Source organism: Cupriavidus sp. FW306-1B-F12B (assembly GCF_058781795.1).
This window is the reverse complement of sequence record NZ_JBYSXC010000020.1, coordinates 18,728-43,616: the sequence shown is the minus strand read 5'-3', so window position 1 is coordinate 43,616 and position 24,889 is coordinate 18,728. Positions and strand designations below refer to the sequence as shown.

The window sequence follows — 24,889 nt, the reverse complement described above, 5'->3', positions numbered from 1 at the left end:
AGATGCCGAAGTCCGATGGACTGGCTGAGAGCGAGGGTGGTTCATCGACAGTAGGGACATCGCGATGAGGTTCCGGATGACAAGTCGTGCGCTGGTGGCCCTGGTCATGCTGGCTGTGGTGGCAGCATTGCCGGCGTGTACGGAGCGTACTGCAGCCCCCGCCGAAGCTCGCGCTGCCTCGGTGCTTGCCGATCAGAACGTGGTGAATCCAGGGGGCGTAAGTGGGCTGAATTACACGCCTTACTACATTGCGGGCTTTGGCATCAGCGGAGAGAACGGGATGAGCGGGGGAGGGCCGAACATCATGCCCGCAGCCGATGAGCGGCCGGCAGGCGGCGGGAAGGAAACGTGCTGCATCGGCATACCGGAGGTGTGGCAGCCCGGAATGAAGATCACGATCCGGTGGGAGGTCGACAAGGTGATGGACGGAAAGGCCGAGACCGTGCATTACAAGGCGTTCGGCGAGATTCCTCAGTACTCAAGGGAGACAGGAGGTATGTGGGCGATATTTTTGCCTAACGATCGAGTCAAGGTGATCGTGAATGATGGAAACGCCAGTGGCTACAACAGCCTAAACATCCGACCTGACGACGGCGATCCATACGTAGTGCAGGGCAAGGTGGATGAAGAGGCCAATCGCGAGGCGGCGGAGCGTCTCTGCAAGTATCCGGTGTTGCCGACAGACTGTCCCGAAAGGAGAGCGAAATGAGCATACTACGTTGGCCAAAGAAGATGCCGAAGTCCGATGGACTGGCTGAGAAGCGAGGGTGGCTCATTGACAGTAGGCACGTCGCGATGAGGTTCCGGACGACAAGTCGTGCGCTGATGGCCCTGGTCATGCTGGCTGTGATGGCGGCACTGCCGGCGTGTACGGAGCGTACTGCAGTTCCCGCAGAAGCTCGTGATGCTTCGGTGCTTGCCGACCAGAACGTGGTGAACCCAGGCGGTGTGCGCGGACTGAACTACACGCCCCACTATATCGTGGGCTTCGGCATCACCGGCGACAACGGCATGAGCGGAGGCGGTCCCAACATCTGGCGCGCAGAAGGCGACGGCCCTGCCGGGGGAGGGGCAGAGACGTGCTGTATCGGCATTCCGGAAGTATGGAAGCCAGACATGAAGGTAACAATCCGCTGGGAGGTGGAGAAGGTTCCGGACGGCAAGACGCCGGGGATTCACTACATGGCAGAAGCCAGGATTCCTCAGTATGCAAGAGAGACGTCAGGCATGTGGGCAATCTTCTTGCCAAATGATCGGGTGAAAGTAATGGTCCGGGACGGGAATGCGAACGGGCACAACAGTGTCGAGACTCACCCTTCAGATGATGACCCTTATGTTGTACAGGGCGTGGTGGATAAAGAGGCTAATCGTGAGGCCGCGGAGCGCCGTTGCAAATTTCCGACGCTGCCAACCGATTGCCCTGCGGGGAGAGTGAGATGAACGTACTGCGCTGGCCGAAGAGGACGCCGGAGACGGAGACTGGTCGCCTGCCCGACAGTGCTGAGGCCTATAGCCTGGGTTGCGGCAAGGTAGCCGATCCACAGTGCAGCTGCGAGAGGACGCTGCATATCAGCCTCTTCTTCGATGGCACTAACAATAACGATGACGTCAAGAATCCTTGGCGCGATGCGAAAAGCCAATCGCATACAAACGTCGCGCGGTTGTTCACCGCTGCGATAGACCGACACGAGCAGGATGTCTTCAAGTACTACATTGCTGGCGTTGGCACGCCGTTTCCCGAACTGGGGGAGGAAACATATGGCACATCGGGAAAGTCCTTTGCAGTAGGCTTTTCCAAACGCTGTGCCTGGGCGTACACGCGGGTGATGATTGCAATATACGAATCGATTCTGGGAACCAAGGAAGCGGTGCTGATGAGCGATCCTGAAGCACGCCGAATTTGTGAAGCGCTCGACGTCGGGAGAGCTTCGCCGGATTTGATGCGGCGAGAGAGCATGCTGAGCGCTGCACAGCAGAACCGCAAGGACGATGGCCAGCGCAACCGCGTCGTCAAGAGGGCGTGGATCAACGTCTTCGGCTTCTCGCGTGGCGCCGCCGAGGCCCGCGTCTTCGTGAACAAACTCATGAAGGAATGGGCACCGGATGAAAAGATCGTCGGCAGCATTCCCTATGAGGTGAACTTCGTCGGTCTGTTCGATACCGTGGCCTCGGTCGGGCCGCCCGATTCCGTCAATAGTTTGATCAAGTCCGACAAGTTCGATGGACACTTCGCATGGACCATGAGCGGGAATCTGAACATCCCGGCCGCGGTCAAGCGTTGCGTGCATTTCTTCTCCATCCACGAACAGCGCATGAGCTTCCCGCTGGACACCGTGCGCATGGGCAATAGCTACCCGCAGAACGCAGCCAGGCTGCTTGAAGTCGCCTATCCTGGCGTGCATTCTGACGTAGGCGGCGGCTATGTTGCGGGGGAGCAGGGCAAGGCGCGCCTGGGGGATTCCGACAAGCTGAGTCGGATTCCGCTGCACGACATGTATATCGAGGCGCTGAAGGCTGGTGTCCCCTTGTTGCTGCATGACAAGATCAAGGAGTCCGCCCAGCTGACCGGGGATTTCCAGATAACGCCGGACGTTGCCAAGGCATTCAACGCCTGGCTGGACAAGGTCATCCCCATCAGAACCGTGGAAGACGCCATGGAGTTCGGCATGCGCCAGAACCTGATGTGGCGGACCTTGCGCGCGCGAATTGGGACCGGGAGCTATCTTGCCAATCAACCCTTCTTTGCCGCCTGCCGGCAAGACAAGCTCACCCCGAATCAGGTCGAGAAGGAGCACAAGAAGGTGGCGAAGCAGGACGATGTATTGCAACGCCTTCGACGCGAACAGCAGGATCTGATGCGCGAAAGCGGAGAGATCGCCTCTGAGGTGGAGAGTGCTGGCTATCGTGGAGACATCAAAGCCATGCTCGCCGGTTCGGCGCAGATGCGGGCTGTACAAGCGAAGTTGGTTTCCAAGCGACTGGAGATTCAGCGCCGGGAAGAGGTGCTCTATGCGCAGGTTGCGGGCAAGAAGCCGGAGGACGCCCGGCCGGGCGAAGGCGCGGACGAGATCGTCACCAATGACCAGACTGATTTGCTGGAAGGCGCGGAGGACTTTCGTCTTCTGCTGGCATCGCTGCATCCGGATCAACGTGACAAATGGCAGGCCAGCATCAAGACGATTTCTCGGCCAGCGACGCTTGGTCAGGTCGCGAAGGGACTCCCATTCGGCATTGCGGGTCCAATTCTCACTAGTACGGCCGGAGCCATGACGAACTCTGGCCCACACCTGTGTGTCTTGCGCCAGAATCGTCCGGCCTCGGACTCCAGCCTGGTCGCTCTTGTGAAGTCGGACGTCCGCGTGATGTACGCAGCAATCGCGGCTTATGCACCCGAGGACGACGTGGTGCTGGAGCATGCCCCGGAAATGGGGGACTACCTGCGCAAGTGGACGTCTGCAGCCGCTGTGGACCAGTTCGCCATTCAGGAGAAGGCGGCGATCAAGCTGTTCGACGACTACATCCACGACAGCCGGGCGTGGTTCCGGGTCCCGAATTTCCATGAGTACGCACCAGGCGGCTACGGCTGGGCGCGGACGTTTTTCGTTGGCAACGATACCCGGGTGCGTCACCTCGGCATCAAGATGCCAGGCACGCTTGACGCCATGCGCGACGCGGCCAATGCCGTCGAGAAGAAGGTCAGGGCTACTCGCGATGCAACGCTTGATGCCGTGGGCGATGCTGCAGCAAAGGGCGTCGACGCGATCCTGGACGGCGCGGCGGCAGAAGGAAGACGCGTTCTCGAGAAAGTCTTGCCGACCAGCTTCCCAGTTCCACGCCTGTAGCCAGGCCCAGGCGACGGCAAATGCATCGTGCTTTCCCGATCCTATTCACTCACCAGCCTATCTATCCATGACCATGCACCACAACTCACAACAACCCTCCTTCGCCTTTGTCGCAGCATCCTGGTCGGCGCTGCTTGCTGGCTTTCTGGCATTCCTGATCGGCCTGTTCAATGCCGATATGCAACTGAATGAGCGCGGCTACTACTTCACCGTGCTGGTCTACGGCCTGTTCGCCGCTGTTTCGGTCCAGAAGAGCGTGCGCGACAGACTCGAGGGCGTTCCCGTGACGGGCATCTACTACGGTTTGAGTTGGCTCTCGGTCATTCTGGCGGTGCTGTTGCTTTGTGTCGGCTTGTTCAATGCAACGCTGGCCCTGAGTGAGAAGGGCTTCTATGGCATGTCGTTCGCACTGGCACTGTTCGGCGCCATTGCGGTGCAGAAGAACACGCGCGACATCCAGGCGGCCAGGCCGACCATCATCGAGCCGGAGTTGTTCCGTCTCCAGGAGGATGGCGCAAGCAAGCAGACCGATGCCTGATGGCTGAGGACGATATCAACGGTCGCGTCCATGCGGCAGGGCTGGCAACACCATCTTCAGAAGAATCCATGGAAATACTCGGCTATATCTGCCAGGGCGATACAGCGACCTGTGGCGCGACAGTGGAAGAGGGATCGCCGCAGGACACTGCTGACGGCGGTCGCGCTTATACCTTCCAGGGGGCGCGCATGCGCTGTGACAAGGCGTGCGTGATCGTGGGCGGCGTGCGCGGTTCCACATTGTCAAATGGCCGACCTCAGGTCGTGCATGGCATGTTGACCAGCAACGGCTGTAGCTTGATCTCCAAACTCAATGGGACGGACGGTGAACGCGTTTGAGCAGCGCCGGACGGCAGATCCGGGATGCCGGCGGCGCAGGGCTCTGTGCCGCCTGGCCGGGATCCTCTGGCTGACAGGGGTGGTACTCGTCGGATGCTCCACGGCACCTGCCAGGAACGAGCAGATGAGGCTTGATCTGGCCATGCTGGCCAAAGACACCGTCAACCCCGATGACAAGGGGCGGGCGTCGCCGGTCCTGGTTCGTGTGTACGAACTCAAGACGGAAAACGCCTTCGAGAATGCCGACTACTTCACGCTCGAAAAGGCTGACAAGACGCTGCTGACGCAGGATCTGCTGGTGCGCGACGAGTTCATTCTCCGCCCCGGCGAATCTCGTGACATCGAGCGCAAGCTCAATCCGGACACGCAGGCATTGGGGTTCCTGGTCGGGTACAGGGAGCTTGGCAAGGCGACATGGAGAGCGGTCTACAAGTTGCCCCCCGCCCCTGAGGCCGCGTGGTATCGCGCGGCCATCCCCGCACGCAAGATCAAGCTGCAAGTCTCGTTGGACCAGCAGTCCATTACCATTTCCAAACGTGATTGAAGCCATGAGCTGGTACAACAAGGTCGTCTGGAGCGAAGGGCTGTTTCTGCGCCCGCAACTTTTTCAGCAGCAGGAACGCTATCTTGAGCACTACGCGCATAAGCGCAGCGCGGCGCTCAGTCCGTTTTTCTGGGGCTTTCATCATCTTGCGATTGATGCCGAGGCACTGTCGCTTGGCAAACTGGTCGTGTCGAGCGCAGCTGGCATCTTTCAGGACGGCACGCCTTTTGATGCCCCGGCGCATGCCGCGCTGCCCGCGCCACTCGCGCTCCAGCACGAACATCTGAATCAGACCATCTATCTGGCGGTCCCGATTCGGACGCCCAATGCGGAAGAGACGAACTTCGAGGATGCCGCGGATTCGCTGGCACGGTACCGGACTTTCGAGCAGGAGTTGCTGGACGCCAATTCGATCGCGCAAGGGCCGAAGCTGGTGCAGCTGGCGGATTTGCGTCTTCGGCTGTTGCCGGAGAAGGAGCTTTCCGAGTCCTGGCTTGGCCTGCCGCTGACCAAAGTGGCAGAGATTCGGGCAGATGGGAGCGCTCGGCTGGATTCGGCAGTGATTCCGCCGGTCAATGTGTACACGGCCAGCGCATTGCTTCACACGTGGCTTAACGAGATCCACGGCCTCTTGCACCTGAGGGCCGACGCGATGGCCGAGCGCCTGTCGGCTGCCAGCATGCGAGGCGGCGACGCGGCCGAGGTGTCGGAATACCTCATTCTCCAATTGCTGAACCGATACGAGCCGATCCTGACCCACCTGTTGGCCGCTAAGGCTGCTTCACCGGAGGTGATCTACCTGCATCTGGCTGCGCTGTCGGGTGAGTTGTCGACATTCGTGCGCACGCAGACCCGCCGACCTGCGGAGCATGCCGCCTATCGGCACGACGCCCCGCATCTGTGCCTGAAGCCGTTGGTGGACGATCTCCGCCTTCTGCTCAATGTAGTCCTGGAGCGGGCCGCGCAACGGATCGAGATCAAAGAGCAAGCGCACGGCGTGCGCCTGGCGGTGCTTGATCCGATTGAACTTGGCCGCTTCGCCACCCTTGTATTGGCGGTCACTGCCCAGGTTCCTGCCGATCTCCTGCAGCAGCAGTTTCCTGCGCAGACCAAGGTAGGGCCGTCCGAGCGACTGCCGGATCTGATCCGGTCCCACCTCCCCGGCATTCCCCTGCAGGCATTGCCGGTGCCGCCACGGCAGATTCCGTTCAACGCCGGCTTCGTCTACTTTGAACTGTCCCAGCAACACCCGCTCTGGGAGCAGGTCGAGCGCTACGGTGGGTTGGCTCTCCATGTGGCAGGCAGTTTCCCTGAGTTGCGCATGGAATTGTGGGGAGTACGGCAGTGAAGCCCGATACACGCGATACAGAGGCTGTTGCGTCCAGCGGTGCTCCGAGTCCATGGATGGAGGCGTTCTCCAGCGTGCCGCCAAGTGGAACATCGCAGCCCGCGCGTACGGAAGAGGCGGAAGTCCGGCCGATCATGCGCAAGCCGGTCGAGCAACGGGTAGCTGAAATCGGCCACGCCACCAACCCGCTGCTGGCGGCTGCGCGCCCGTTGCTGCGGGCCCTGGCCGATATGCCCATGGACTTTCAACCGGCACAGGGCGAACGGTTGAAGGAAGTGCTGGTGCAGGAAGCGAGGGATTTTCAAGCCGTCTGCGAACGCGCCAATATTCGTCGCGAGCATATCCTGGCCGCGCGCTACGCTCTCTGTACGGCGCTGGACGAAGCAGCGAACGGCACGCCATGGGGGCAGCATACCTGGGCAAATAACAGTCTCCTGATCCAGTTGCATGGCGAGAACGATGGCGGCGAGCGCGTGTTCCACTTGCTTGGCCGGCTCGTTGAACGGCCCGCCGAACACATCGACGTGATCGAAGTGATCTACCACGTCCTGTCACTCGGCTTCCTCGGCCGATATGCCGGCCACACTGACGGCCATCGTCAACTCGACGCGATCCGGCAACGCCTCCTGCACTTGATCAGCGGAGCACGCGAAAGCGTGCCGCGCGACTTGTCGCCGCACTGGCGGGGCGCCGACGCCGGGCGGCTCAGCCTGCTACGCACGGTGCCGGTATGGGTCACGGTGTCGGTGCTGGCACTGGCGGTGTTTGGCCTGTTCGCCTGGTACAAGTACCAGCTCTTGTTCCGCACCCACGATCTCGAGCAGCAGATACTTGCCATCGGCAAGGCAGCACCACCGGAGCCGCCTAAGTTACTGCGCCTTGCAGCGTTGCTCAAGGACGAGATCGCGCGTGGCGTTGTCAGCGTACAGGAGGATGCGGCGCGCAGTGCCGTAACGTTCCGCGGTGATGACATGTTTGGCGGCGGCCGCGCCGAAGTCAGCGACAGGATCCTGCCGTTGCTGGACAAGGTGGCTGCGGAGATCAACAAGGTCACCGGCAAGGTGACGGTGATCGGTCACAGCGACAACGTTCCCATCAAAACGGCCAGGTACCCGTCAAACCAGGTGCTGTCGGAAGAGCGCGCTGCGACAGTGACCGAGTACCTGGCCAGCAAGGGCGTCGCAAAGAGTCGCCTTGAAGCGATTGGTAAGGGCGATTCCGAGCCGCTTACCGACAACAAGTCGCCAGCCGCCCGGGCAAGGAATCGCCGGGTCGAGATCGTGGTAACGCAGTAATCGGGGTCAAGGTCAAGGCATGGAATTCCTCAAACGTATTGGTGCGGTGTTGTTCTCCCGGCAGACGCTCGCTCTCATTGCCGGGCTTATGGTCGCGGCTGCCATCTGGTTTATCGGGCCGCTTCTCGGTTTCAACGGCATGCATCCGCTGGCGGGCATCGGCGCGCGCGTCACGCTGATCGTGCTGCTGCTGGCGCTGACACTGTTCTGGTTGCTTGGCTGGCCGGTCTCCACCATCGGAGTCGCCGCGCTGTGCCTGCTGATCTGGCATGCCGGCCCGTTGCTGGCCATTGGTGCCACGCATCCGCTGAAGCCTGATTCGATGCGTATTCTGCTGATCGCGGCGATTGTGTTTGTATTTGCCGCGTACCTGTTGTACCTGCTTTGGCAGCGCGCACGCACGGACAAGACCTTGGTCGAGAGCCTGCTGAACTTTGGCGGCAAGCGGCAGGAAGTCGTGGCCAGGGATGAAATCGCCAAGCTGAATGCGGCTATTCAGACTGCGCTGGGGCAGCTCAGGAGCATGCGCACCGGTAGCCGGATTGCTCGCCTGTTCGAGGGCCGCCGCTATCTCTACGAACTGCCCTGGTACATGATGTTCGGCGTGCCGGGGGCCGGCAAGACGACAGCGTTGCTGAATGCCGGGCTGCAATTCCCCATCGCGGAGCAGATGAGCCTGGCGGCCCGCGCGCGGCATGGCACCGAGCAGACGGATTGGTGGTTCACCAATGAGGCGGTGCTGATCGACACGGCAGGCCGCTACACCGCGCAGGAAGCGGGTTCGGCGATCGACCCGGCAGAATGGAAGGGATTCCTCGGCCTGCTGCGCAAATATCGCCCCCGCGCCCCGATCAACGGCGCGCTGGTGACCATCAGCGTGGAGGACCTGCTTCGGCACTCCAAGGAGGCGCGGGTGGCCGAAGCGTCCAGGATCCGGGCACGCCTGGCCGAACTGCGCGAGGAGTTGGGTATCCAGTTTCCCATCTACGTGCTGGTGACCAAGCTCGACCAGCTCGCCGGTTTTGCCGACTACTTCCAGTACCTGACCAGCGAGGGGCGGTCGCAGCCCTGGGGCTTCACCTTGCCCGTCGCGGCGAAGCGGCGGCGGGGACAGCCCGCTGTGGATGTCTCCGCACTGTGCCGGGAGGAGATGCGGTCTCTGGTGACGCGGTTGGAGACGGGGCTGGACGGACGGCTGTATGAGGAATTTGACCTGAGCCGGCGCAAGGCGCTGTACGCCCTGAGCGATGAGCTTGCGAGCGTGACAGAACCGCTTGTCGCGATGCTGGAGCAGATATTCCTGGATTCGCGGTACGACGATACCGAGCGGAACGCAATGCTGCGCGGCGTGTACTTCACCAGCGCCGCGCAAACCGGGGAGGCGGTGGTCGCGGATGCGGGTACTGTCATCAGGCAGGTGCGCGGCACGGGACAGTCCGGTACCCAGGCTGCCGGCGCAGCCACGGATCAGCCCGCCGGCAACCGCAGCTACTTCCTGCAGGATGTCTTCAAACGCATCATCGTGCCGGAAGCCCACATGGTGAAGCCAAACCTGCGCTGGGAATTCCGCTTCCGCCTGCTGCGCCTGCTCGGGCATGCGCTGGCGTTGGTGATCTTCCTGTGGCTGGTGGGGGCGTTATATGCCAGTTTCGGCCATAACCGCAGCTACCTTGACGTGGTGCAGGAGAAAGCCAAGGCGCTGGCCGCCACGGTAACGGCGTTTTACAAGAAGCCGCAGCCTGATTCGATGCCGGAGGTGTTGGGAGCGGCCCGCGACCTGCCTGCCTACGCCGGCCTGGATCTGGTCAATCCTTCTGCCGACTGGCGCTACGGCCTGTACAGCGTGGCGCCGGTGCTGGGCGCCGCGACCTTGACCCATACCAGGTTGCAGGACAACCTGCTGGTGCCGTACCTGGTGCGCCGGGTCGAAGCGGTGCTGTCAACGGCGGTCAGTCAGCGCGACGCCAAGCAGGCCTACGACACCCTGCGGGTCTACCTGATGCTGCATGACAAGGACAAGTTCAACGCATCCGACGTGCGTAGCTGGGTGCGCAGCGACTGGGCGACGGGCAACGGGGCGGATGCCTTTGGTGGCCGCGTGGCGGTGCTGGAGCATCTGGACAGCCTGCTCGATGGCAGCCGGCCGGTCTTGTCGCCCTACGCAAAGAACGAGGCACTGATCCGCTCGGCGCGCGATTTCCTGGACAGCGATACCTCGGTCGAACGCCTGTATGACCGCGCCAAGGCGGCCATGATGGAAGAGGCACCGCAGGATTTCACGCTGGTGCGCGCGGTCGGTCCCCAGGCCGGCACGGTCTTTACCCGGGCCAGCGGTGAGCCGCTGGAGCGCGGTATTCCGGGGCTTTTTACCTATGCCGGCTACCACGACCTGTTCAATGTCCGCTTGCCGGAGTTTGTCGCCAGGGCGCAGGCGGTCGACATTTGGGTGATGGGGCGTGGAACAGGGCCTGGCGCTCAAAAAAAAACGGCTGACAATGCCGTCGGCCGGCTCACGGGCAATGATCCGCTCACGCGCGAGATCCGGCGCCTTTACCTGAGCGAATATGCCCGGAACTGGGAGAAGTTTCTGGGTGACATCCGGACCGTGACGGGAAGCAACCTGGCCTTTGACCTGGAGATCCTGCGCAACTTTGCCGCGCCGGATTCACCGCTTGCCCGGCTGGGCAGGGCAGCGGTGCAAGAAACGACGCTCAGCCGCCCGCTCGAGCCCGAGGAAAAGTCCCTTGCGGAGAAGGCGTTGTCAGCGCTGGACAAGAAGGCCGACAAAACCAGTGCTCTGAGCATGCGTGCCGAGGCCCGTCAGGAACGCGAGCTGGTCGATAACCGCTTCGCCGCGCTGCGCGAAGTGGTTACCGGCCAGGCCGACGCGGCGGCGCCAGGCGCGCGGGACACCGCCGGCAAGCCGCAGCTGGATGCGATTGCCGGCATCGTCAATGCTTACTACACCAGTCTGGTAGTGGCCAATAACGCGCTGAGCACCCGGAACCTGCCGCCGCCCGCGGACGCAGGCGAGCAGTTGCGCATGGAGGCGGCGAAGTTGCCGGCACCCTTCCAGGCGGTGCTGGCCGACCTGGTCGTGCAGGGCGCCAGGGACGTCAACAAGGGCGTGGGCGATATCCTGATTGCGCAGATGGACGCCGTCATCGGCGAGAGCTGCCGCGGCGCCATCGACGGCAAGTATCCGTTCACGCCGACGTCGATGCAGGACGTGGACCCGGAAGACTTTGCGCGCGTCTTCGCCGCGGGCGGAGTGCTGGACGACTTTTTCCAGAAGGTGTTGGCGCCGCACGTGGATACCACCATCTCGCCTTGGCGCTACAAGTTGACCGCCCCCGACGTGCCGCCCGTGGCTGGCCCGAGTCTGGTGCCGTTCCAGCGCGCCAGGGAAATCCGGGAAGTGTTCTTCCGGGATCCGGGAGCGAAGAAGATGGCCTGGAAGGTGGACCTGAAGGTGGTGGAACTCGATCCCGAAATCGTCGAGCTGAACATGGACTTCGACGGACAGAGCCAGCGTTACGTGCACGGTCCGGTCATCCCGCTCAAGGTGACCTGGCCGGGACCGCGGGGCGGGCAAGGGGCTGAGATCACTGCCAGCCCCCGGATTCGTCCGGATACCTCGACGCTGGCCGCCAACGGCCCGTGGGCCCTGATGCGGGTGATTGCCAAGGGCAGGCTCGCCGGCTCCGCTAGCGCCAGCCACTTCATGGCCGAATATGACTTCGACGGCCGCAAGGCGAAGCTCGATATCAATACCGGCAGCCTCGCCAACCCCTGGACCACCGGGCTGCTGCAGGGCTTCCAGTGTCCCGGGAGGTCCGGGTGATCACGGCGCCGTCGATTTTCGGCAAGCTGCCAGCGCTGGGAGACTTTGTCCGCCACAATGCGTCGCTGGACCAGGTGCAGGCGTGGCGGAGCTGGTTCGATCATCGGGACGACGAATTCCCGGCGAGGGCGGCGTCGCATTCCGCGGGCGGCAGCGTCCGGCATTGGCTGCACCTGACCCCGCCCAGTCTCTCGGTTCAGTCCCGCTTGCGCCCGTCTGAACCATGCCTCTTCATCCTGCGGCCGCGCGGCCTGCAGTTTCCCAGCGAGAGCAGCTACCTGCTCGGTGTCCTCGCTGCATCGCATGACCGGGTTGGGCGCCGCTATCCGCTGGTGGTCTGGCAGGCCGCGAGCGCGCAATGGGCCGGTCATATCCTTGCCGCGCCCGCGCAGTGGCTTACCGATTTGGTGCAAATCGTGCACGACCACACGCGCATGGCGGGCCGAACCGGCCTGGCTGCCGCGGTAGATGACCTCTGGGCCCGCCACCGGCCTGGTTGGCGGGATCGTATCCAGCTTTCGCTCAGGCGGCTGGCCGATGCATCCCGGCCTGGCGCGTCAAGCGACGGCGTTATCGGGCCAAAGTCAACGCGAGACGACTGGCCCCCGGGCCTGTTGCGCGATGGCAGCCTTGGCAGCGTTTGGCAGTCCGCTGCGCACTGCGCTATCGAAATTGACGGCGTTGCTTCCATTCGCCGGATCGCGGCCGGACTCTGATCCTTCCTCCAGGGGGGAATCTTCTGCCAGCGCCATCACCGACGGCTTACCTCAGCCTCAACGGCTCCAGCAATGCCCCGTCATACTCTCCTCGCGAGATCCGTCCAAGCTCCAGCATCCGCTGCAGGATATAAACCTGCCGCTGCCGCGCCCGCCTCGGATTCGCCACCGGATTATTAGCCGACGGCGCCTTGGGCAGCCCGGCAAGCATCGCACACTCAGCCAGCGTCAACTGATCCAGCCGCTTGCCAAAGTAAGTCCGCGCCGCATCGGCAAAGCCATACGCCCCCTGGCCCAGGTAGATCTTGTTCATGTACAGCTCCAGGATCTCGTCCTTCGTCAGTGCCTTTTCGATCCGGTATGACAGCAGCACCTCGTACAGCTTGCGGGTATAGGTCTTGTCCCGCGACAGGTAGAAATTGCGTGCCACCTGCATGGTGATGGTCGATGCCCCCTGCGACAGCTCGTCCGACAGGTTGGCAACGCCGGCACGGACGACGCCGATGTAGTCGATGCCGTCATGCACGTAGAAGCGCTCATCCTCGATCGCCACCACGGCGTCGGTCAGCTCGCGCGGGATCTTGCCGATGGGCACGTAGTCGGGCGTGTGGCGGAAGGCGGTGAGGGCGTCGAGCGACGGCAGCTGACGGTTGGCGGCCAGGATGGCGATGGCGGCCAGCAGCGCGCCGCCGATCACGGCGAGCACCAGCAGCTTGATGAAGGCGGACCAGAGGCTTTTCATGGCACGTATTGTGCCAGCCGTGTGCGGCAGGGTGCGAGTCCCGCCGCAGGCGGCGTCTTCAGGCCGTGGGCACGGCCACGTTGAGCGAGTGCGCCAGATGGCCGGATCAAAGCCTCGACTTCGGCGCTCTGCCAGTCCAGGCCCAGGTCCGCAGCGGGTTGTCCGGCTGGATGGTGCCTCCTCAGACCCAGCCCAGCCAGCGCCAGTAGGTGGCTGCGAACAGCAGCATCATGGCGTAGCCGATGATCGTCACGGGGATGCCGATGCGCGCGAACTGGCGGCCGTTGAAGGTTTCCGTGCCCAGGCACACCATGTTCTGCGGCGCGTTGATCGGCAGGATAAAGCCGAAGCTGACGGTAAAGCCCAGCAGCATGGTCATGCCCACGCGGTTGATGTCGCCGGGCAGTGTCTGCAGCACCGCGATCAGGATTGGCAGCAGTGCCGCGGTCAGCGCGGTGGCGCTGGCAAAGCCGAGATGGATCAGGATCAGGAAGGCCGACAGGATCGCAAACACCAGCAGCGCGCCGTGCGCCGCCAGCCCGGAGTGCGTGACCACGAACTGCCCCAGCCACTGGCCGGCGTTGGTGGACAGCAGCGCCGTGCCCAGGCTGATGCCGACGCCGAACACGATCAGCGTGCCCCACGGCGTGCGTTGCTGCATGGTCTTCCAGTCCATCACGCCGATGCGCGGCATCATCAGGATCACCAGGCCGACGAAGGTCACGGTGGCGGTGTCGAAGCTGTGCAGCTTGCCTTCGGTGGCCCAGAACAGCAGCAGGCCCAGCGATACCGCGGCCAGCCGCTTCTGCGGCGCGCTCATGGGGCCGAGGGCCGACAGCTCGCGCTGCACGGCTTCCTTGCCGCCGGGGATGGCGTCGGTTTCGGCGGGCAGCAGCAAGCGCACCAGGAAATACAGCACCACCGACATTGCGATGGCCCATGGCGCGCCCGCGATCAGCCATTGCAGCCAGGTGATGCGCTCGCCCAGCAGCTTGTCCATGAAGCCCACCGTCAGCAGGTTCTGCGCCGCGGCAGTCTGGATGCCGACGTTCCAGATGCTGGTGGCCTGCGCCACCGTGATCATGATGCCGGCGGCGATATTGGACTTCTTGTCGACGCCGAACGCTGCAATCACGCCCATCATGATCGGCACCACGCACGCACTGCGCGCGGTGGCGCTGGGCACCACCAGGCTCAGCGCGATGGTGACGGCGATCGTGCCGATCAGGATGCGGCGCGTGCTGGTGCCAATGGCAGACAGCGTCACCAGCGCGATGCGCCGGTCCAGCCCGGTCACGGTCATCGCCGCGGAGATGAACAGCGCCGCGGCGACCAGTGCCAGCGCAGTGTTGGAGAACCCGGCCAGCGCCATGCCGAGCGCTTTCGAGGTGCCGTACTGCACCGAGGGGTCGTTGACGGTCGGCGCAAAGCCGATCAGCCCCGCCATCAGCGAGGTGATCATGATGGCGCTGGTCTCATATGACACCGCCTCGGTGATCCACACCACGATGGCGAAGGCGAGGATCGCCAGCATGCGCTGGCCGGCGACGGTCAGGCCTTCGGGCTGCGGAATCGCCAGGACCGCCAGCAACGCGGCAACGGCGGCGAACAGGCCCCAGTGCAGCGTGAGTTTCGGCGCCGGCACGACAGCCTGGGCAGCCGCGGCGGAAGGGGCGGAAGGGGGGGAGGCGGAAGTATCTGTCATCGCCGGCATCCTTGGTTGGTGGTCCTGGTCGGTACCCGGGTGCACCTGGCTCGGACGGCTCTCGGCGGACAGTGCGGAGCGCCGGCGCTGGGACAGCGCGGCCGGCAGGACAGGCAGGTGTCGGTCGCGAGACGGCATCCGTGTGCGGTGTGCCCGGAGCGGCCTCGCTGCTGGCGTGGCCGCCGCGTTCGACATGATAGGAATTTTCCGACCGGCAGCCGGCCCTGTCGAGGGCGATCCCAAGCTATTTCCGCCCGCCATGAGCAGGATCAAGTCCACGCATGATCAATGGATACCCGAGTCGCCGCAGGCGTCATACCAGTGAGAAGCTCGCCACATAAGGCTGGCGGCGGTGTGTGTGCGCAAGCGCGCCACCAGGGCCCCGGCCGGGTGATGCATGAGCGGGAGTGATCTGAAATAATTGGAGCCGACCATGAAGGTTTTAGTACGTGGACTGAAAGCAGGCCTGGACGCGGCGGCACTGCGCGAGGCGCTGGCGCGGTATGCGAAGATCCGTTCGGTGGAACTGGTGGAAGCGGGCGACCCGAAGCACCCGTGGGCGTGGGTCGATATCGATGCCAGTGCGCTGACGGTGTGGAAGCTGGTGGCGCGGCTGGACCGGCGCTATATCGCCGGCTGCCACCTGCGCTGGCATGTGCCGGCGTACCGCGCGCGCTGAAGCGCCGGCACGGCATCGGCCCGCATCGCAAGGACAATCGGGAAAGAACAATGATCAAGTGGCTTCAACGCGCAGGATGCCTGTCCGCCCATGCTGTCGTGCCGCAGGCTGCGGCCGCGGCCAGCGTGCAGGGCCGGCATGACCTGGCATTCGACACCATCAGCAATGCGCGCGACCTGGGCGGCCTGGCCGGCGCGGGCGGACGCCGCGTGCGCCAGGGGCGCCTGTACCGCAGCGGCAACCCCGCGCTGGCCAGCGCGGCGGACCTGGAGCGGCTGCAGACGCTCGGGCTCGACATGGTGGTGGATTTCCGTTCGCCCGGCGAGAAGTCGCCTGAAGAGGCCGCCTTCGGCCAGCGCTTCCACTGGGTGGCGGCGCCGGTGCTGGAGGGCAGCATGGCGATGGACGTGCTGATGCCGCGCCTGCGCGCCAGCACGCCGGCACAGATGGATGCCTTCATGCTGGAGGTCTATGGCGACTTCCCGGTGCGCTACCGCGACGCCTTCGCCGGCTTCATGCGCACCGCGCAGGGCGGCAAGACGCTGCTGTTCCACTGCACCGCCGGCAAGGATCGCACCGGCTTTGCCGCACTGTTGTTGCTGGCGGCGCTGGGCGTGGCGCAGGACGATATCCTGGCCAACTACCTGGAGTCGAACCAGCGCAATGCGCAGTTCAACCAGTCTGCGCTGGCGCGCATGGCCGGGCTTGGCGTGGCCCCCGCAGTGATGACGCCGCTGCTGGAAGTCCGCGCCAGCTATCTCGATGCGTCGATGCAGGCCATCGACGCGGGCTGGGGCAGCGTCGACAACTACCTGCGCGACGCGCTCGAAGTGGACGTCGCGCAGCTGCGCGGGCACTACCTGGCAGGCTGACTCAGAGCTGCCCGCATCCGCGCAGGATGCGGGCGGTGTTCAGCGCAATCATCCCTTCTTCATCGGTCGGCAGCACCAGCACCGGCACGCGGCTGTCGTCGCGGCTGATGCGCTGGCTGTTCTCGCCGTTGGCGCCGCCGTCGAGCGCGATGCCGAACAGGCCCGCCAGGTGTTCGCAGATGCGTGCGCGCACCGGCGGCGAGTTGGCGCCGATGCCCGCGGTGAACACCAGCGCGTCAAGGCCGCCCAGCGTGGTGGCGAGCTTGCCGATCTCCTGCGCGGCGCGGTAGGCGTAGAAGTCCAGCGCCAGCCGCGCGCGCGGCGCATCGCTGGCCAGCAGCGCGCGCATGTCGCTGCTCACGCCTGACAGTCCCTTCAGCCCGGATTCCTGGTACAGCATCGCCTGGATCTCGGCCGGCTTCATGCCCTGCTGCGCCAGCCACAGCAGCGCGCCGGGATCGACCGAGCCGCAGCGCGTGCCCATGGGCAGGCCGTCGAGCGCGGTCAGGCCCATGGTGCTTTCCACGCTGCGGCCGTTGCGCATGGCGCACAGGCTGGCGCCGTTGCCCAGGTGCGCCACGATCACGCGGCCCTCGGCCAGGTCGGGCGCGACCTGGCGCAGCCGGCGCGCGATGTACTCGTACGACAGTCCGTGGAAGCCGTAGCGCCGGATGCCGCGCTCGTAGTACGCGTAGGGCAGCGCCATCAGCTGCGCCAGCACGTCGTGGCCGGCATGGAAGGCGGTGTCGAAGCAGGCCACCTGCAGCAGGTCCGGCACGGCCTCGCGCACCGCGCGGATGGCAGTCAGGTTGTGCGGCTGGTGCAGCGGTGCCAGCGGCACCAGTGCCTCCAGCTTTGCGATCACCTCGTCGTCGATGCGCACGGCCTGCGCATAGTCGGCGCCGCCATGTACGACGCGATGGCCGATCGCCACCGGCGGGTTGTCGCGCAGGCCCACGCTCAGTACCAGCCGCACCAGGCGGAAGGCGGCGTCGTGGTCGGCCACCTGGGCCTGCGGGAAGGTCTCGTCGGCGACCACGCGCCCGTCGGCCATGCGCGCGGTCAGGCGCGGCGCCACGCCGATGCCCTCGATCTGGCCGTGCGCGCTCAGCACCGGGTTGATGTCGGCATTGCCATGCGCGGCGTCGGGCACGGCGTAGACCGAGACCTTGACGCTGGACGAGCCGGCGTTGACAACGAGGATGACGGGATGCACGGCGGGATGGATGGCGGTCACGCTGGAGGGACTCCCAAGTGGTTGCGCAAGGGCTGCACGGGCACGGCTCAGACCTGCGCCGCGGCTGCGGCGCTGCGGCGCGCATGGGCCAGCAGCACGGCAATGGCGCAGCTGCCGATGCGCGCGCGCACGCTGTCGGCCCGGCTGGTGAGGATGATGGGCACGCGCGCGCCCAGCACGATGCCGGCGGCTTCGGCGCCGGCCAGGAAGGTCAGCTGCTTGGCCAGCATATTGCCCGCTTCCAGGTCCGGCACCAGCAGGATGTCGGGGTCGCCGGCCACGTCCGAGTCGATGCCCTTGGTGATGGCGGCCTCGCGGCTGATGGCGTTGTCGAAGGCGAGCGGGCCGTCCAGCATGCCGCCGGTGATCTGGCCGCGCCGTGCCATGGTGCACAGCGCCGCGGCGTCGATGGTGGAGGGGATCTTGTCGGTGACGGTTTCCACTGCCGACAGGATCGCCACCTTGGGCTGCTCGATGCCCAGCATGCGCACCAGGTCGATGGCATTGCGGCAGATATCTGCCTTCTCGTTGAGCGTGGGGAAGATGTTGACCGCCGCATCGGTGATGAACAGCGGCTTGTGGTAGCGCGGCACGTCCATTGCGAACACATGCGACAGGCGCCGCCCGGTGCGCAGCCCGCTGGCCGTGGCAGTGACCGCGTGCAGCAGCTCGTCGGTGTGCAGGCTGCCCTTCATCAGCAGCTCGGCGTCGCCGGCGCGCACGGCTTCGACCGCGCGTTCGGCCGAGTCGTGGCTGTGCGCCGTGTCGATGACGATGGTGTTGCCCAGCGCCATGCCGTGCTCTGCCGCCACCTGCCGGATGCGCGCGGCAGGGCCCACCAGGATCGGCACGATCAGGCCCAGTTCCGCCGCTTGCAGCGCGCCGCCCAGCGAGGCGGCGTCGCACGGATGCGCCACCGCGGTGGGGATGGGCGGCAGCCCCGCGCAGCGCGCCAGCAGTGTGGCGTATTTGTCCGGCGCGTCTGCGGCGGGCGCGGCAAGTTCGGACATGGCGGACGTGGCAGGCGAGGCAGCGGTCATGACGATGTTCCGTGAGCGAGGCAGCGGCTAGGGTACCCGGCCCGCGTCATTGCGTCGAGCCTGGCGCCGGCCGCGCGCGGGTGCGCGATTGCTGCAATGCGCAAAGCGCCCTGCGCCAGTATAGGCGACGAGTCTTTCCAGTCGATGACCGCGCGGCGCACCAACAGTGTGGCATTGCGCGCAACCGGTCTCTGGGTTGCACCGCATGGCAGCGGCTGGTACGCTTGGCTTTGTTGCATAGCAACATGCGTCACTCCGGTCGCGCCGCCAAGCGCGCGGATACGCCGGACGGGGCGCCAACCAGGGGAGTGGAATGACCGCACGTGAACGCGCCGACCTGCCGCGGGACAGCAGCGCCACCTCGACCGCTACCAGTCTGTCCGCGCACGCCAACCCGTTCGCGGCACTGGCACAGCCGGCGCTGGAATACGCCCTCGACGCCTGGCAGCGCACCGTGCTGCTGCTCGACATCCTGCGCCAGCGCGGCAACGAGTCCGCCGAGCATGAGCTTGAGGGCATGCCACCCGTGCTGGTGTTCGAGCACGAACTGCTGGCCGATGGCCGCCAGCTGCCTGAACCCGCCAACTACGCGCTGCTGCGCATCGTGCCGCCGGCGGACAGCCCGACCGATCCCGCCCTGCGCCCCTTCGTGGTGATCGACCCGCGCGCAGGCCACGGCCCCGGCATCGGCGGTTTCAAGGCCGACAGCGAGATCGGCATCGCGCTGCGCACCGGTCATCCGTGCTATTTCATCACCTTCTTCTACGAGCCCTGCCCGGGCCAGACCATCGAATCGGTGGCGCGCGCCGAGGCTGCCTTCCTGCAGATCGTTGGCGAGCGCCACCCGGATGCACCGGGCAAGCCCTTCATCATCGGCAACTGCCAGGCCGGCTGGGCGCTGATGATGCTGGCCGCGGTGGCGCCGGAGCGCACCGGCCCGTTGCTGCTGGCCGGCGCGCCGCTGGCGTACTGGTCCGGCGTGCGCGGGCGCAACCCGATGCGCTACAGCGGCGGCTTGCTGGGCGGTTCGTGGCTGGCCTCGCTGATTGCTGACCTGGGCAATGGCCGCTTCGACGGCGCCTGGCTGGTGGAGAACTTCGAACAGCTCAATCCCGCCAATACACTGTGGGAGAAGCTCTACGACGTCTATGCGAAGGCCGACACCGAAGGCCCGCGCTTCCTCGACTTCGAGCGCTGGTGGGGTGGCCACTTCCTGATGAACCGCGCCGAGATCGACTGGATCGTGCAGAAGCTGTTCGTCGGCAACCGGCTCACCGCGGGCGAGGTGCGCAGCACCGACGGCACGACCGTGGTGGACCTGCGCAACGTGCGCTCGCCGGTGATCATCTTTGCCTCCTGGGGGGACAACATTACGCCGCCGCAGCAGGCGCTGAACTGGATCCCGGACCTGTACGCGAGCGATGAGGAACTGGTCGCCAACGACCAGGTGATCGTCTACTGCCTGCACCCGACCGTGGGCCACCTCGGCATTTTTGTCTCCGCGGGCGTGGCCAACCGCGAGCACAGCGAACTGTTCTGCGCACTGGACCTGATCGACGTGCTGCCGCCGGGCCTGTACGAGGCGAAGATCGAAGACGTCGCGCCCGACCTGCGGCACCGCGACCTGGTCGAAGGGCGCTACCTGATGCGCTTCGAGCGCCGCGGCATTGCCGACATCCTGGCGCTGGACGACGGCCGCGACGACGAGCGCGCCTTCGAGGTGGTGCGGCGCGTGGCCGAGGTCAACCAGCATATCTACGACACCTTCGCCTCGCCGTGGGTACGCGCCATGTCCAACGAAGTGAGCGCGCAGTGGCTGCGCGCGCTGCATCCCGCGCGGCTGGAGCGCGAGCTGGCGACCGACGTGAACCCATGGATGGCGTGGATCGGCGCGCTGGCGCCGCTGGTGCGCGAGCATCGCGCGCCGGTATCGGCGGACAATCCACTGCTGACGCTGGAGCACGCGGCCTCGGCGCAGATCGTCAGCGCGCTCGACCAGTTCCGCGACCTGCGCGATGCCTGGTACGAGCGGGCCTTCGAGGTGATCTACGCTTCGCCGGCGACGGCGGCGCTGGTGGGGCTGCGCGCGCCGGCGCCGGCCAACCTGGAGTCGCCCGTGACTGTGGCGCTGCGCAAGGAGCTGGCCGCGCGCCGTCTGCATGATGCCGAGGCGGCGATCGGGCAGGGCGGCACGCTGGAGGCCTTTGTGCGCGTGCTGGCCTACGTCGCCGATCGCCCCAGCGCCATCGAGGAGCGGCCGTTCAACCTGCTGCGCCGCATCGCGCGCGAACAGCAGCAAGCCACCGGGCAATCCGGCGGCCAGGCCGACCTGGCTGCGTTCAAGACCGCGGTGCGCCAGCAGAGCTTTATCGTCAGGCTGGATCCGCAGCGCGCGATCCGGGCACTGCCGGCACTGGTGCCGGACCGCGAGACCCGCCGCAAGCTGATGGTGGCGGTGCATCGCGTGATGACGGTCGGGGGCCCGCTGGCAGGCGAGCGGCTGGGGCGTTATCGGGAAGTCGCCGACGTGATGGGGACGGGTCATCCGCGCGAGGTTGCCGACTCAGCCGAGGGGGATGAGGCCGCGCACCAGGACTGAGTGCGCCGGACCGATCCGCAATTCGGATTACCATAGCCGCGTCTATGACTCCATTGCGGTGCCGGCCACCGGCACCCGACATCCATGCTTGAACTCCAGGGAGCCATCTGGTTCCGCTCCGGCTCGCAAGACTGGGGCGGCAAGGACCGCATCGCGCTGCTCGCCGCCATCGGCGAACACGGCTCGATCACCGCGGCCGCGCGCGCGGTCGGCATCAGCTACAAGGCCGCGTGGGACGCCATCGATGCCATGAACAACAGCGCGGGCGAGCCGCTGGTGGTGCGCGCCGTCGGCGGCAAGGGCGGCGGCGGCACGCACCTGACCGCGCGCGGCGAGCAACTGATCCGCACCTATCGTGCGCTGGAAGATGAACACCAGCGCTTTGTCGCGCAGCTGTCGCTCCTGGGCGAAGGGGCGGCCGACGATATCCACCTGATGAGGCGAATGATGATCAAGACCAGTGCACGCAACAAGCTGTTCGGGCGCGTGGCCAGCGTGCGCGGCGGCGCGGTCAATGACGAGGTCGTGCTGGAACTGCCCGGCGGGCAGCAGATCGTGGCCACCATCACGCATGAAAGTGTCGAAACGCTGGCGCTGGCCGAGGGCGCGGAGGCGTTTGCGCTGATCAAGGCATCGTCGGTGCTGGTGGGGCTGCCCGATCCGGGGATGCGGCTGTCGGCGCGCAACCAGCTGCCGGGCGTGGTGTCGCGCGTGATGCCTGGCGCGGTGAACGCCGAGGTGGTGATCGAGCTCGACGGCGGCGGTACGGTTGCGGCGATCGTGACCAATGGCAGTGTGGAAGCGCTGGGGCTGCAGGTGGGGGTGGCTGCGCTGGCGGTGTTCAAGGCGTCAAGCGTGATCCTGGGGGTAGTGGCGTGAGGTAGTCCTGCGGCAGGAATGGGAAGGTGGGCGGGCATGGCGGCTGCCCCCGGCGTGCAATAATAGCCACCCAAAAAAACAGCCGTTCCACATCCAATGCACGCCGCCCTGGCCGGCTTCTCCCTCGGTCTTTCCCTGATTCTTGCCATCGGTTCCCAGAATGCTTTCGTGCTGCGACAAGGGTTGCGGCGCGAGCATGTGTTCTGGGTCTGCCTGGTGTGCGCACTTTCCGATGCGCTGCTGATCCTGCTGGGCGTTTCCGGCTTTGCCGTGATAATCCGCGAGCTGCCCTGGCTGGGTGCGGCGATGCGCTACGGCGGCGCGGCTTTCCTGATCTGGTATGGCGCGCGCAGCTTCCTGGCCGCGTGGCGCTCGAATGCGGTGCTGGATCCCAGCGACGCCGCGCCGCGGCCGCTGGGCGCGACGCTGGCGGTATGCCTGGCGTTCACCTGGCTCAATCCGCATGTGTATCTCGATACGGTGATGCTGATCGGCTCGGTGTCGACGCAGTTCGCAGGGAATGCGCGCGAGTTTGCCGCGGGTGCCATGACCGCGTCGTTCCTGTTCTTCTTTTCGCTGGGCTATGGCGCGGCGCTGCTGCGGCCGGTGTTTGCACGGCCGCGCGCGTGGCAGGTGCTGGAAGTGGTGATCGGCATCACCATGTGGGTGATTGCCGCGCGGCTGCTGCTGGGCTGATTAAAAGGAGAGAAACGCATGCCAAGAAACGTCGAGATCAAGGCTCGCATTGACAGTATCGAAGCCGTGCTGCCGCATGCGGCAGCGCTGGCCGACAGCGGTCCCGAATACATCCGCCAGGACGATACCTTCTTCCCCTGTGCCAACGGCCGGCTCAAGCTGCGCGAGTTCGCGCCCGACCGCGGCGAGCTGATCTTCTATGCGCGTGCCGACGAGGCGGGGCCGAAGGAGAGCTTCTACATCCTGTCGCCGACGCAATCGCCGGAAACCCTGCGCGCCGCGCTGGCCGCGGCGCATGGCGAAGGCGGGCGGGTGCGCAAGCTGCGCACGCTGTACCTGGCTGGCCGCACGCGCGTGCACCTGGACCGGGTCGAGGACCTTGGCGATTTCCTGGAATTGGAAGTGGTGCTGGCCGAAGACGAGCGCCTGGAGAACGGCGTGGCCGAAGCCCACGCATTGCTGGCGCGGCTGGGCATTCCCGCGTCGAGCCTGATTGAAGGCGCCTATGTCGACCTGCTGCGCGCGGCTCAGGCCACGCGCGCCGATACCGGCGCGTAGACCGGCGGATGGTGGCGGCTGGTGCCGCTGCCGAAGATGCGGCCCTCGCGGATTTCCAGCACGTGGTCGCCCAGCGCCTCGACATCGGCGGGATCGTGCGAGATCACCAGCATCGGCACATCCAGGCTGGCCTGCAGCGTGCGCAACTCAGCGCGCATGCGCGCGCGCAGCGCGGGGTCGAGCGCAGAGAAGGGTTCATCCAGCAAGACGATGTCGGGCTGCGCCACCAGCGCGCGCGCCAGTGCCACGCGCTGCTTCTGGCCGCCGGAGATCTCCGCCGGGTAGTTGCCGACGATGTCGGCCAGGCCGAAGGCATCGATCCAGCGCTGCGCTTCCGGATGCAAGGCGCCACGGCGCGGGTTGCGCCAGCCGCGCGACAGGCCGAAGCCGATGTTCTGGCCCACGGTCAGGTGCGGGAACAGCGCATATTCCTGGAACAGGTAGGCCACGCGGCGCTCTTGCGGGCGCACGTCGATGCCGGCGTCGGCATCGAACAGCGTGCGGCCGTTCAGCACGATGCGGCCGCTGTCCGGTGCCAGCAGGCCGGCGATGGCGCGCAGCGTCAGGCTCTTGCCGGCGCCCGAGGGCCCGAACAGCGCAATGCGCCGGCTGGCCGAATCGAAATCGATATCCAGTGCAAAGTGGCGGTCGGCCGAGACCATCTGCTTGCGGATGCTGACGTGCATGCTCATGGCGGGTCCCGGCTTAGCGGATGCGCGGGCGCAGGCGCCGGCGTTCATAGAGTTCAGCGGGCTTGCGCGCCGCGGCGGGCACCAGGCGCCCGGCGACCACCAGCAGCAGCACGCAGGTGACGGAGGTCACCAGCACCAGCAGGTTGGCGGTGTTGTCGTCGCCGGCCTGCACCGCCTCATAGATGGCGACTGACAGCGTCTGCGTGCGTCCGGGCAGGTTGCCGGCGATCATCAGCGTGGCGCCGAATTCGCCCAGCGCGCGGGCAAAGGCCAGCAGCACGCCGGCGATGATGCCGCGCGCGGCCAGCGGCAGCGTGACACGGAAGAAGATGCCGGCTTCGGGCACGCCCAGCACGCGGGCGGCGTTTTCCAGTTGATGGTCCACGCCTTCAAAGGCGGCGCGCGCGGACTTGAGCACCAGCGGGAAGGCGACGATGGTGGAGGCCAGCACCGCGCCCTGCCAGGTGAAGACCAGTTCGATGCCCAGGCGCGCCAGCCACTCGCCGAAGACGCCACGGCGCCCGACCAGCACCAGCAGGTAATAGCCGAGCACCGTGGGCGGCAGCACCAGCGGCAGCGTCAGCACCGCATCGACCACGTCGCGCAGCGGGGAGCGCCAGCGCGCCAGCGCCCAGGCCGCGCCGACGCCGAGCACGGCATTCAGCGCGGTGGCCCAGCCGGCCACCTTCAGCGACAGCAGCAGCGGTACCCAGACGGCGTCCATG

22 protein-coding genes are annotated in these 24,889 nt (G+C 65.6%); 16 read left to right on the top strand and 6 right to left on the bottom strand.

What is annotated here, in order from left to right:
- Nucleotides 1–76 precede the first annotated feature (76 nt).
- The 10 genes from AC3WLE_RS27340 to AC3WLE_RS27295 all read left to right on the top strand — a co-directional run bounded on the left by AC3WLE_RS27340 (nucleotide 77) and on the right by AC3WLE_RS27295 (nucleotide 12,465).
- Nucleotides 77–709, top strand: coding sequence for a DUF3304 domain-containing protein (locus AC3WLE_RS27340; RefSeq protein WP_492340238.1), 633 nt, complete (start codon nucleotides 77–79; stop codon nucleotides 707–709).
- Nucleotides 706–1,440, top strand: coding sequence for a DUF3304 domain-containing protein (locus AC3WLE_RS27335; RefSeq protein WP_492340239.1), 735 nt, complete (start codon nucleotides 706–708; stop codon nucleotides 1,438–1,440). Before AC3WLE_RS27340 ends, AC3WLE_RS27335 begins: the two co-directional genes overlap by 4 nt.
- On the top strand, nucleotides 1,437–3,842 hold the full coding sequence (locus tag AC3WLE_RS27330; RefSeq protein ID WP_492356819.1) for a T6SS phospholipase effector Tle1-like catalytic domain-containing protein: 2,406 nt from the start codon (nucleotides 1,437–1,439) through the stop codon (nucleotides 3,840–3,842). The genes AC3WLE_RS27335 and AC3WLE_RS27330 overlap by 4 nt, the downstream gene beginning before the upstream one ends.
- 67 nt (nucleotides 3,843–3,909) lie before the next feature.
- Entirely contained in the window at nucleotides 3,910–4,380 is a 471-nt protein-coding gene (yiaA, locus tag AC3WLE_RS27325) for an inner membrane protein YiaA (protein ID WP_492317570.1), read from the top strand.
- Nucleotides 4,380–4,718: a PAAR domain-containing protein gene (locus AC3WLE_RS27320; protein WP_492317569.1), complete on the top strand. Its 339-nt coding sequence runs from the start codon at nucleotides 4,380–4,382 to the stop codon at nucleotides 4,716–4,718. The genes yiaA and AC3WLE_RS27320 overlap by 1 nt, the downstream gene beginning before the upstream one ends.
- Complete coding sequence (gene tssJ, locus AC3WLE_RS27315) at nucleotides 4,705–5,262, top strand: type VI secretion system lipoprotein TssJ (protein ID WP_492317568.1); 558 nt, start codon at nucleotides 4,705–4,707, stop codon at nucleotides 5,260–5,262. The genes AC3WLE_RS27320 and tssJ overlap by 14 nt, the downstream gene beginning before the upstream one ends.
- Nucleotides 5,263–5,266: 4 nt before the next feature.
- On the top strand, nucleotides 5,267–6,610 hold the full coding sequence (gene tssK, locus AC3WLE_RS27310) for a type VI secretion system baseplate subunit TssK (RefSeq protein WP_492317567.1): 1,344 nt from the start codon (nucleotides 5,267–5,269) through the stop codon (nucleotides 6,608–6,610).
- Nucleotides 6,611–6,666: 56 nt separating this feature from the next.
- Entirely contained in the window at nucleotides 6,667–7,905 is a 1,239-nt protein-coding gene (tssL, locus tag AC3WLE_RS27305; RefSeq protein ID WP_492356818.1) for a type VI secretion system protein TssL, long form, read from the top strand.
- Between the two features lie 19 nt (nucleotides 7,906–7,924).
- Nucleotides 7,925–11,749, top strand: coding sequence for a type VI secretion system membrane subunit TssM (tssM, locus tag AC3WLE_RS27300; protein ID WP_492352261.1), 3,825 nt, complete (start codon nucleotides 7,925–7,927; stop codon nucleotides 11,747–11,749).
- Nucleotides 11,746–12,465, top strand: a complete 720-nt coding sequence (locus AC3WLE_RS27295) for a TagF domain-containing protein (RefSeq protein WP_492352262.1) — start codon at nucleotides 11,746–11,748, stop codon at nucleotides 12,463–12,465. The genes tssM and AC3WLE_RS27295 overlap by 4 nt, the downstream gene beginning before the upstream one ends.
- 46 nt (nucleotides 12,466–12,511) lie before the next feature.
- Here AC3WLE_RS27295 and AC3WLE_RS27290 read toward each other — a convergent pair whose 3' ends face one another.
- Together AC3WLE_RS27290 and AC3WLE_RS27285 are read right to left on the bottom strand one after the other, a co-directional pair.
- On the bottom strand, nucleotides 12,512–13,207 hold the full coding sequence (locus AC3WLE_RS27290; protein WP_316153245.1) for a transglycosylase domain-containing protein: 696 nt from the start codon (nucleotides 13,205–13,207) through the stop codon (nucleotides 12,512–12,514).
- Nucleotides 13,208–13,388: 181 nt separating this feature from the next.
- A complete protein-coding gene (locus tag AC3WLE_RS27285; protein WP_492352263.1) occupies nucleotides 13,389–14,912 on the bottom strand; it encodes a DASS family sodium-coupled anion symporter in 1,524 nt (507 codons plus the stop codon).
- A gap of 433 nt (nucleotides 14,913–15,345) precedes the next feature.
- On the opposite strand from AC3WLE_RS27285, the gene AC3WLE_RS27280 reads away from it, so the two are divergent.
- Both AC3WLE_RS27280 and AC3WLE_RS27275 read left to right on the top strand, forming a co-directional pair.
- Nucleotides 15,346–15,591, top strand: coding sequence for a hypothetical protein (locus AC3WLE_RS27280; RefSeq protein WP_010811526.1), 246 nt, complete (start codon nucleotides 15,346–15,348; stop codon nucleotides 15,589–15,591).
- Between the two features lie 50 nt (nucleotides 15,592–15,641).
- The gene (locus AC3WLE_RS27275; RefSeq protein ID WP_492317562.1) at nucleotides 15,642–16,463 is read left to right on the top strand and encodes a tyrosine-protein phosphatase; all 822 of its coding nucleotides are present in this window, start codon (nucleotides 15,642–15,644) and stop codon (nucleotides 16,461–16,463) included.
- 1 nt (nucleotide 16,464) lies between these two features.
- Here the strand turns inward: AC3WLE_RS27275 and AC3WLE_RS27270 are convergent, their stop codons facing one another.
- Together AC3WLE_RS27270 and AC3WLE_RS27265 are read right to left on the bottom strand one after the other, a co-directional pair.
- Complete coding sequence (locus tag AC3WLE_RS27270; protein WP_492356817.1) at nucleotides 16,465–17,700, bottom strand: acetate/propionate family kinase; 1,236 nt, start codon at nucleotides 17,698–17,700, stop codon at nucleotides 16,465–16,467.
- A 47-nt stretch (nucleotides 17,701–17,747) separates the two neighbouring features.
- Nucleotides 17,748–18,710, bottom strand: a complete 963-nt coding sequence (locus AC3WLE_RS27265; protein WP_492352268.1) for a phosphate acetyltransferase — start codon at nucleotides 18,708–18,710, stop codon at nucleotides 17,748–17,750.
- Between the two features lie 343 nt (nucleotides 18,711–19,053).
- Between AC3WLE_RS27265 and AC3WLE_RS27260 the strand changes: the two genes are divergently transcribed.
- The 4 genes from AC3WLE_RS27260 to AC3WLE_RS27245 all read left to right on the top strand — a co-directional run bounded on the left by AC3WLE_RS27260 (nucleotide 19,054) and on the right by AC3WLE_RS27245 (nucleotide 23,472).
- Complete coding sequence (locus tag AC3WLE_RS27260) at nucleotides 19,054–21,339, top strand: DUF3141 domain-containing protein (protein WP_492317560.1); 2,286 nt, start codon at nucleotides 19,054–19,056, stop codon at nucleotides 21,337–21,339.
- Nucleotides 21,340–21,423: 84 nt separating this feature from the next.
- The gene (locus AC3WLE_RS27255; RefSeq protein ID WP_492356816.1) at nucleotides 21,424–22,218 is read left to right on the top strand and encodes a TOBE domain-containing protein; all 795 of its coding nucleotides are present in this window, start codon (nucleotides 21,424–21,426) and stop codon (nucleotides 22,216–22,218) included.
- Nucleotides 22,219–22,314: 96 nt separating this feature from the next.
- Nucleotides 22,315–22,914 carry a LysE/ArgO family amino acid transporter gene (locus tag AC3WLE_RS27250; protein ID WP_492356815.1) on the top strand — a complete coding sequence of 200 codons (600 nt, stop codon included), beginning with the start codon at nucleotides 22,315–22,317 and terminating at the stop codon, nucleotides 22,912–22,914.
- 18 nt (nucleotides 22,915–22,932) lie between these two features.
- Nucleotides 22,933–23,472, top strand: coding sequence for a class IV adenylate cyclase (locus AC3WLE_RS27245; protein ID WP_492317558.1), 540 nt, complete (start codon nucleotides 22,933–22,935; stop codon nucleotides 23,470–23,472).
- Here the strand turns inward: AC3WLE_RS27245 and AC3WLE_RS27240 are convergent.
- Both AC3WLE_RS27240 and modB read right to left on the bottom strand, forming a co-directional pair.
- The gene (locus tag AC3WLE_RS27240; RefSeq protein WP_492352265.1) at nucleotides 23,442–24,164 is read right to left on the bottom strand and encodes an ATP-binding cassette domain-containing protein; all 723 of its coding nucleotides are present in this window, start codon (nucleotides 24,162–24,164) and stop codon (nucleotides 23,442–23,444) included. The genes AC3WLE_RS27245 and AC3WLE_RS27240 overlap by 31 nt on opposite strands.
- A gap of 13 nt (nucleotides 24,165–24,177) precedes the next feature.
- On the bottom strand, nucleotides 24,178–24,888 hold the full coding sequence (gene modB, locus AC3WLE_RS27235) for a molybdate ABC transporter permease subunit (protein ID WP_492317556.1): 711 nt from the start codon (nucleotides 24,886–24,888) through the stop codon (nucleotides 24,178–24,180).
- Between the last annotated feature and the right edge of the window lies 1 nt (nucleotide 24,889).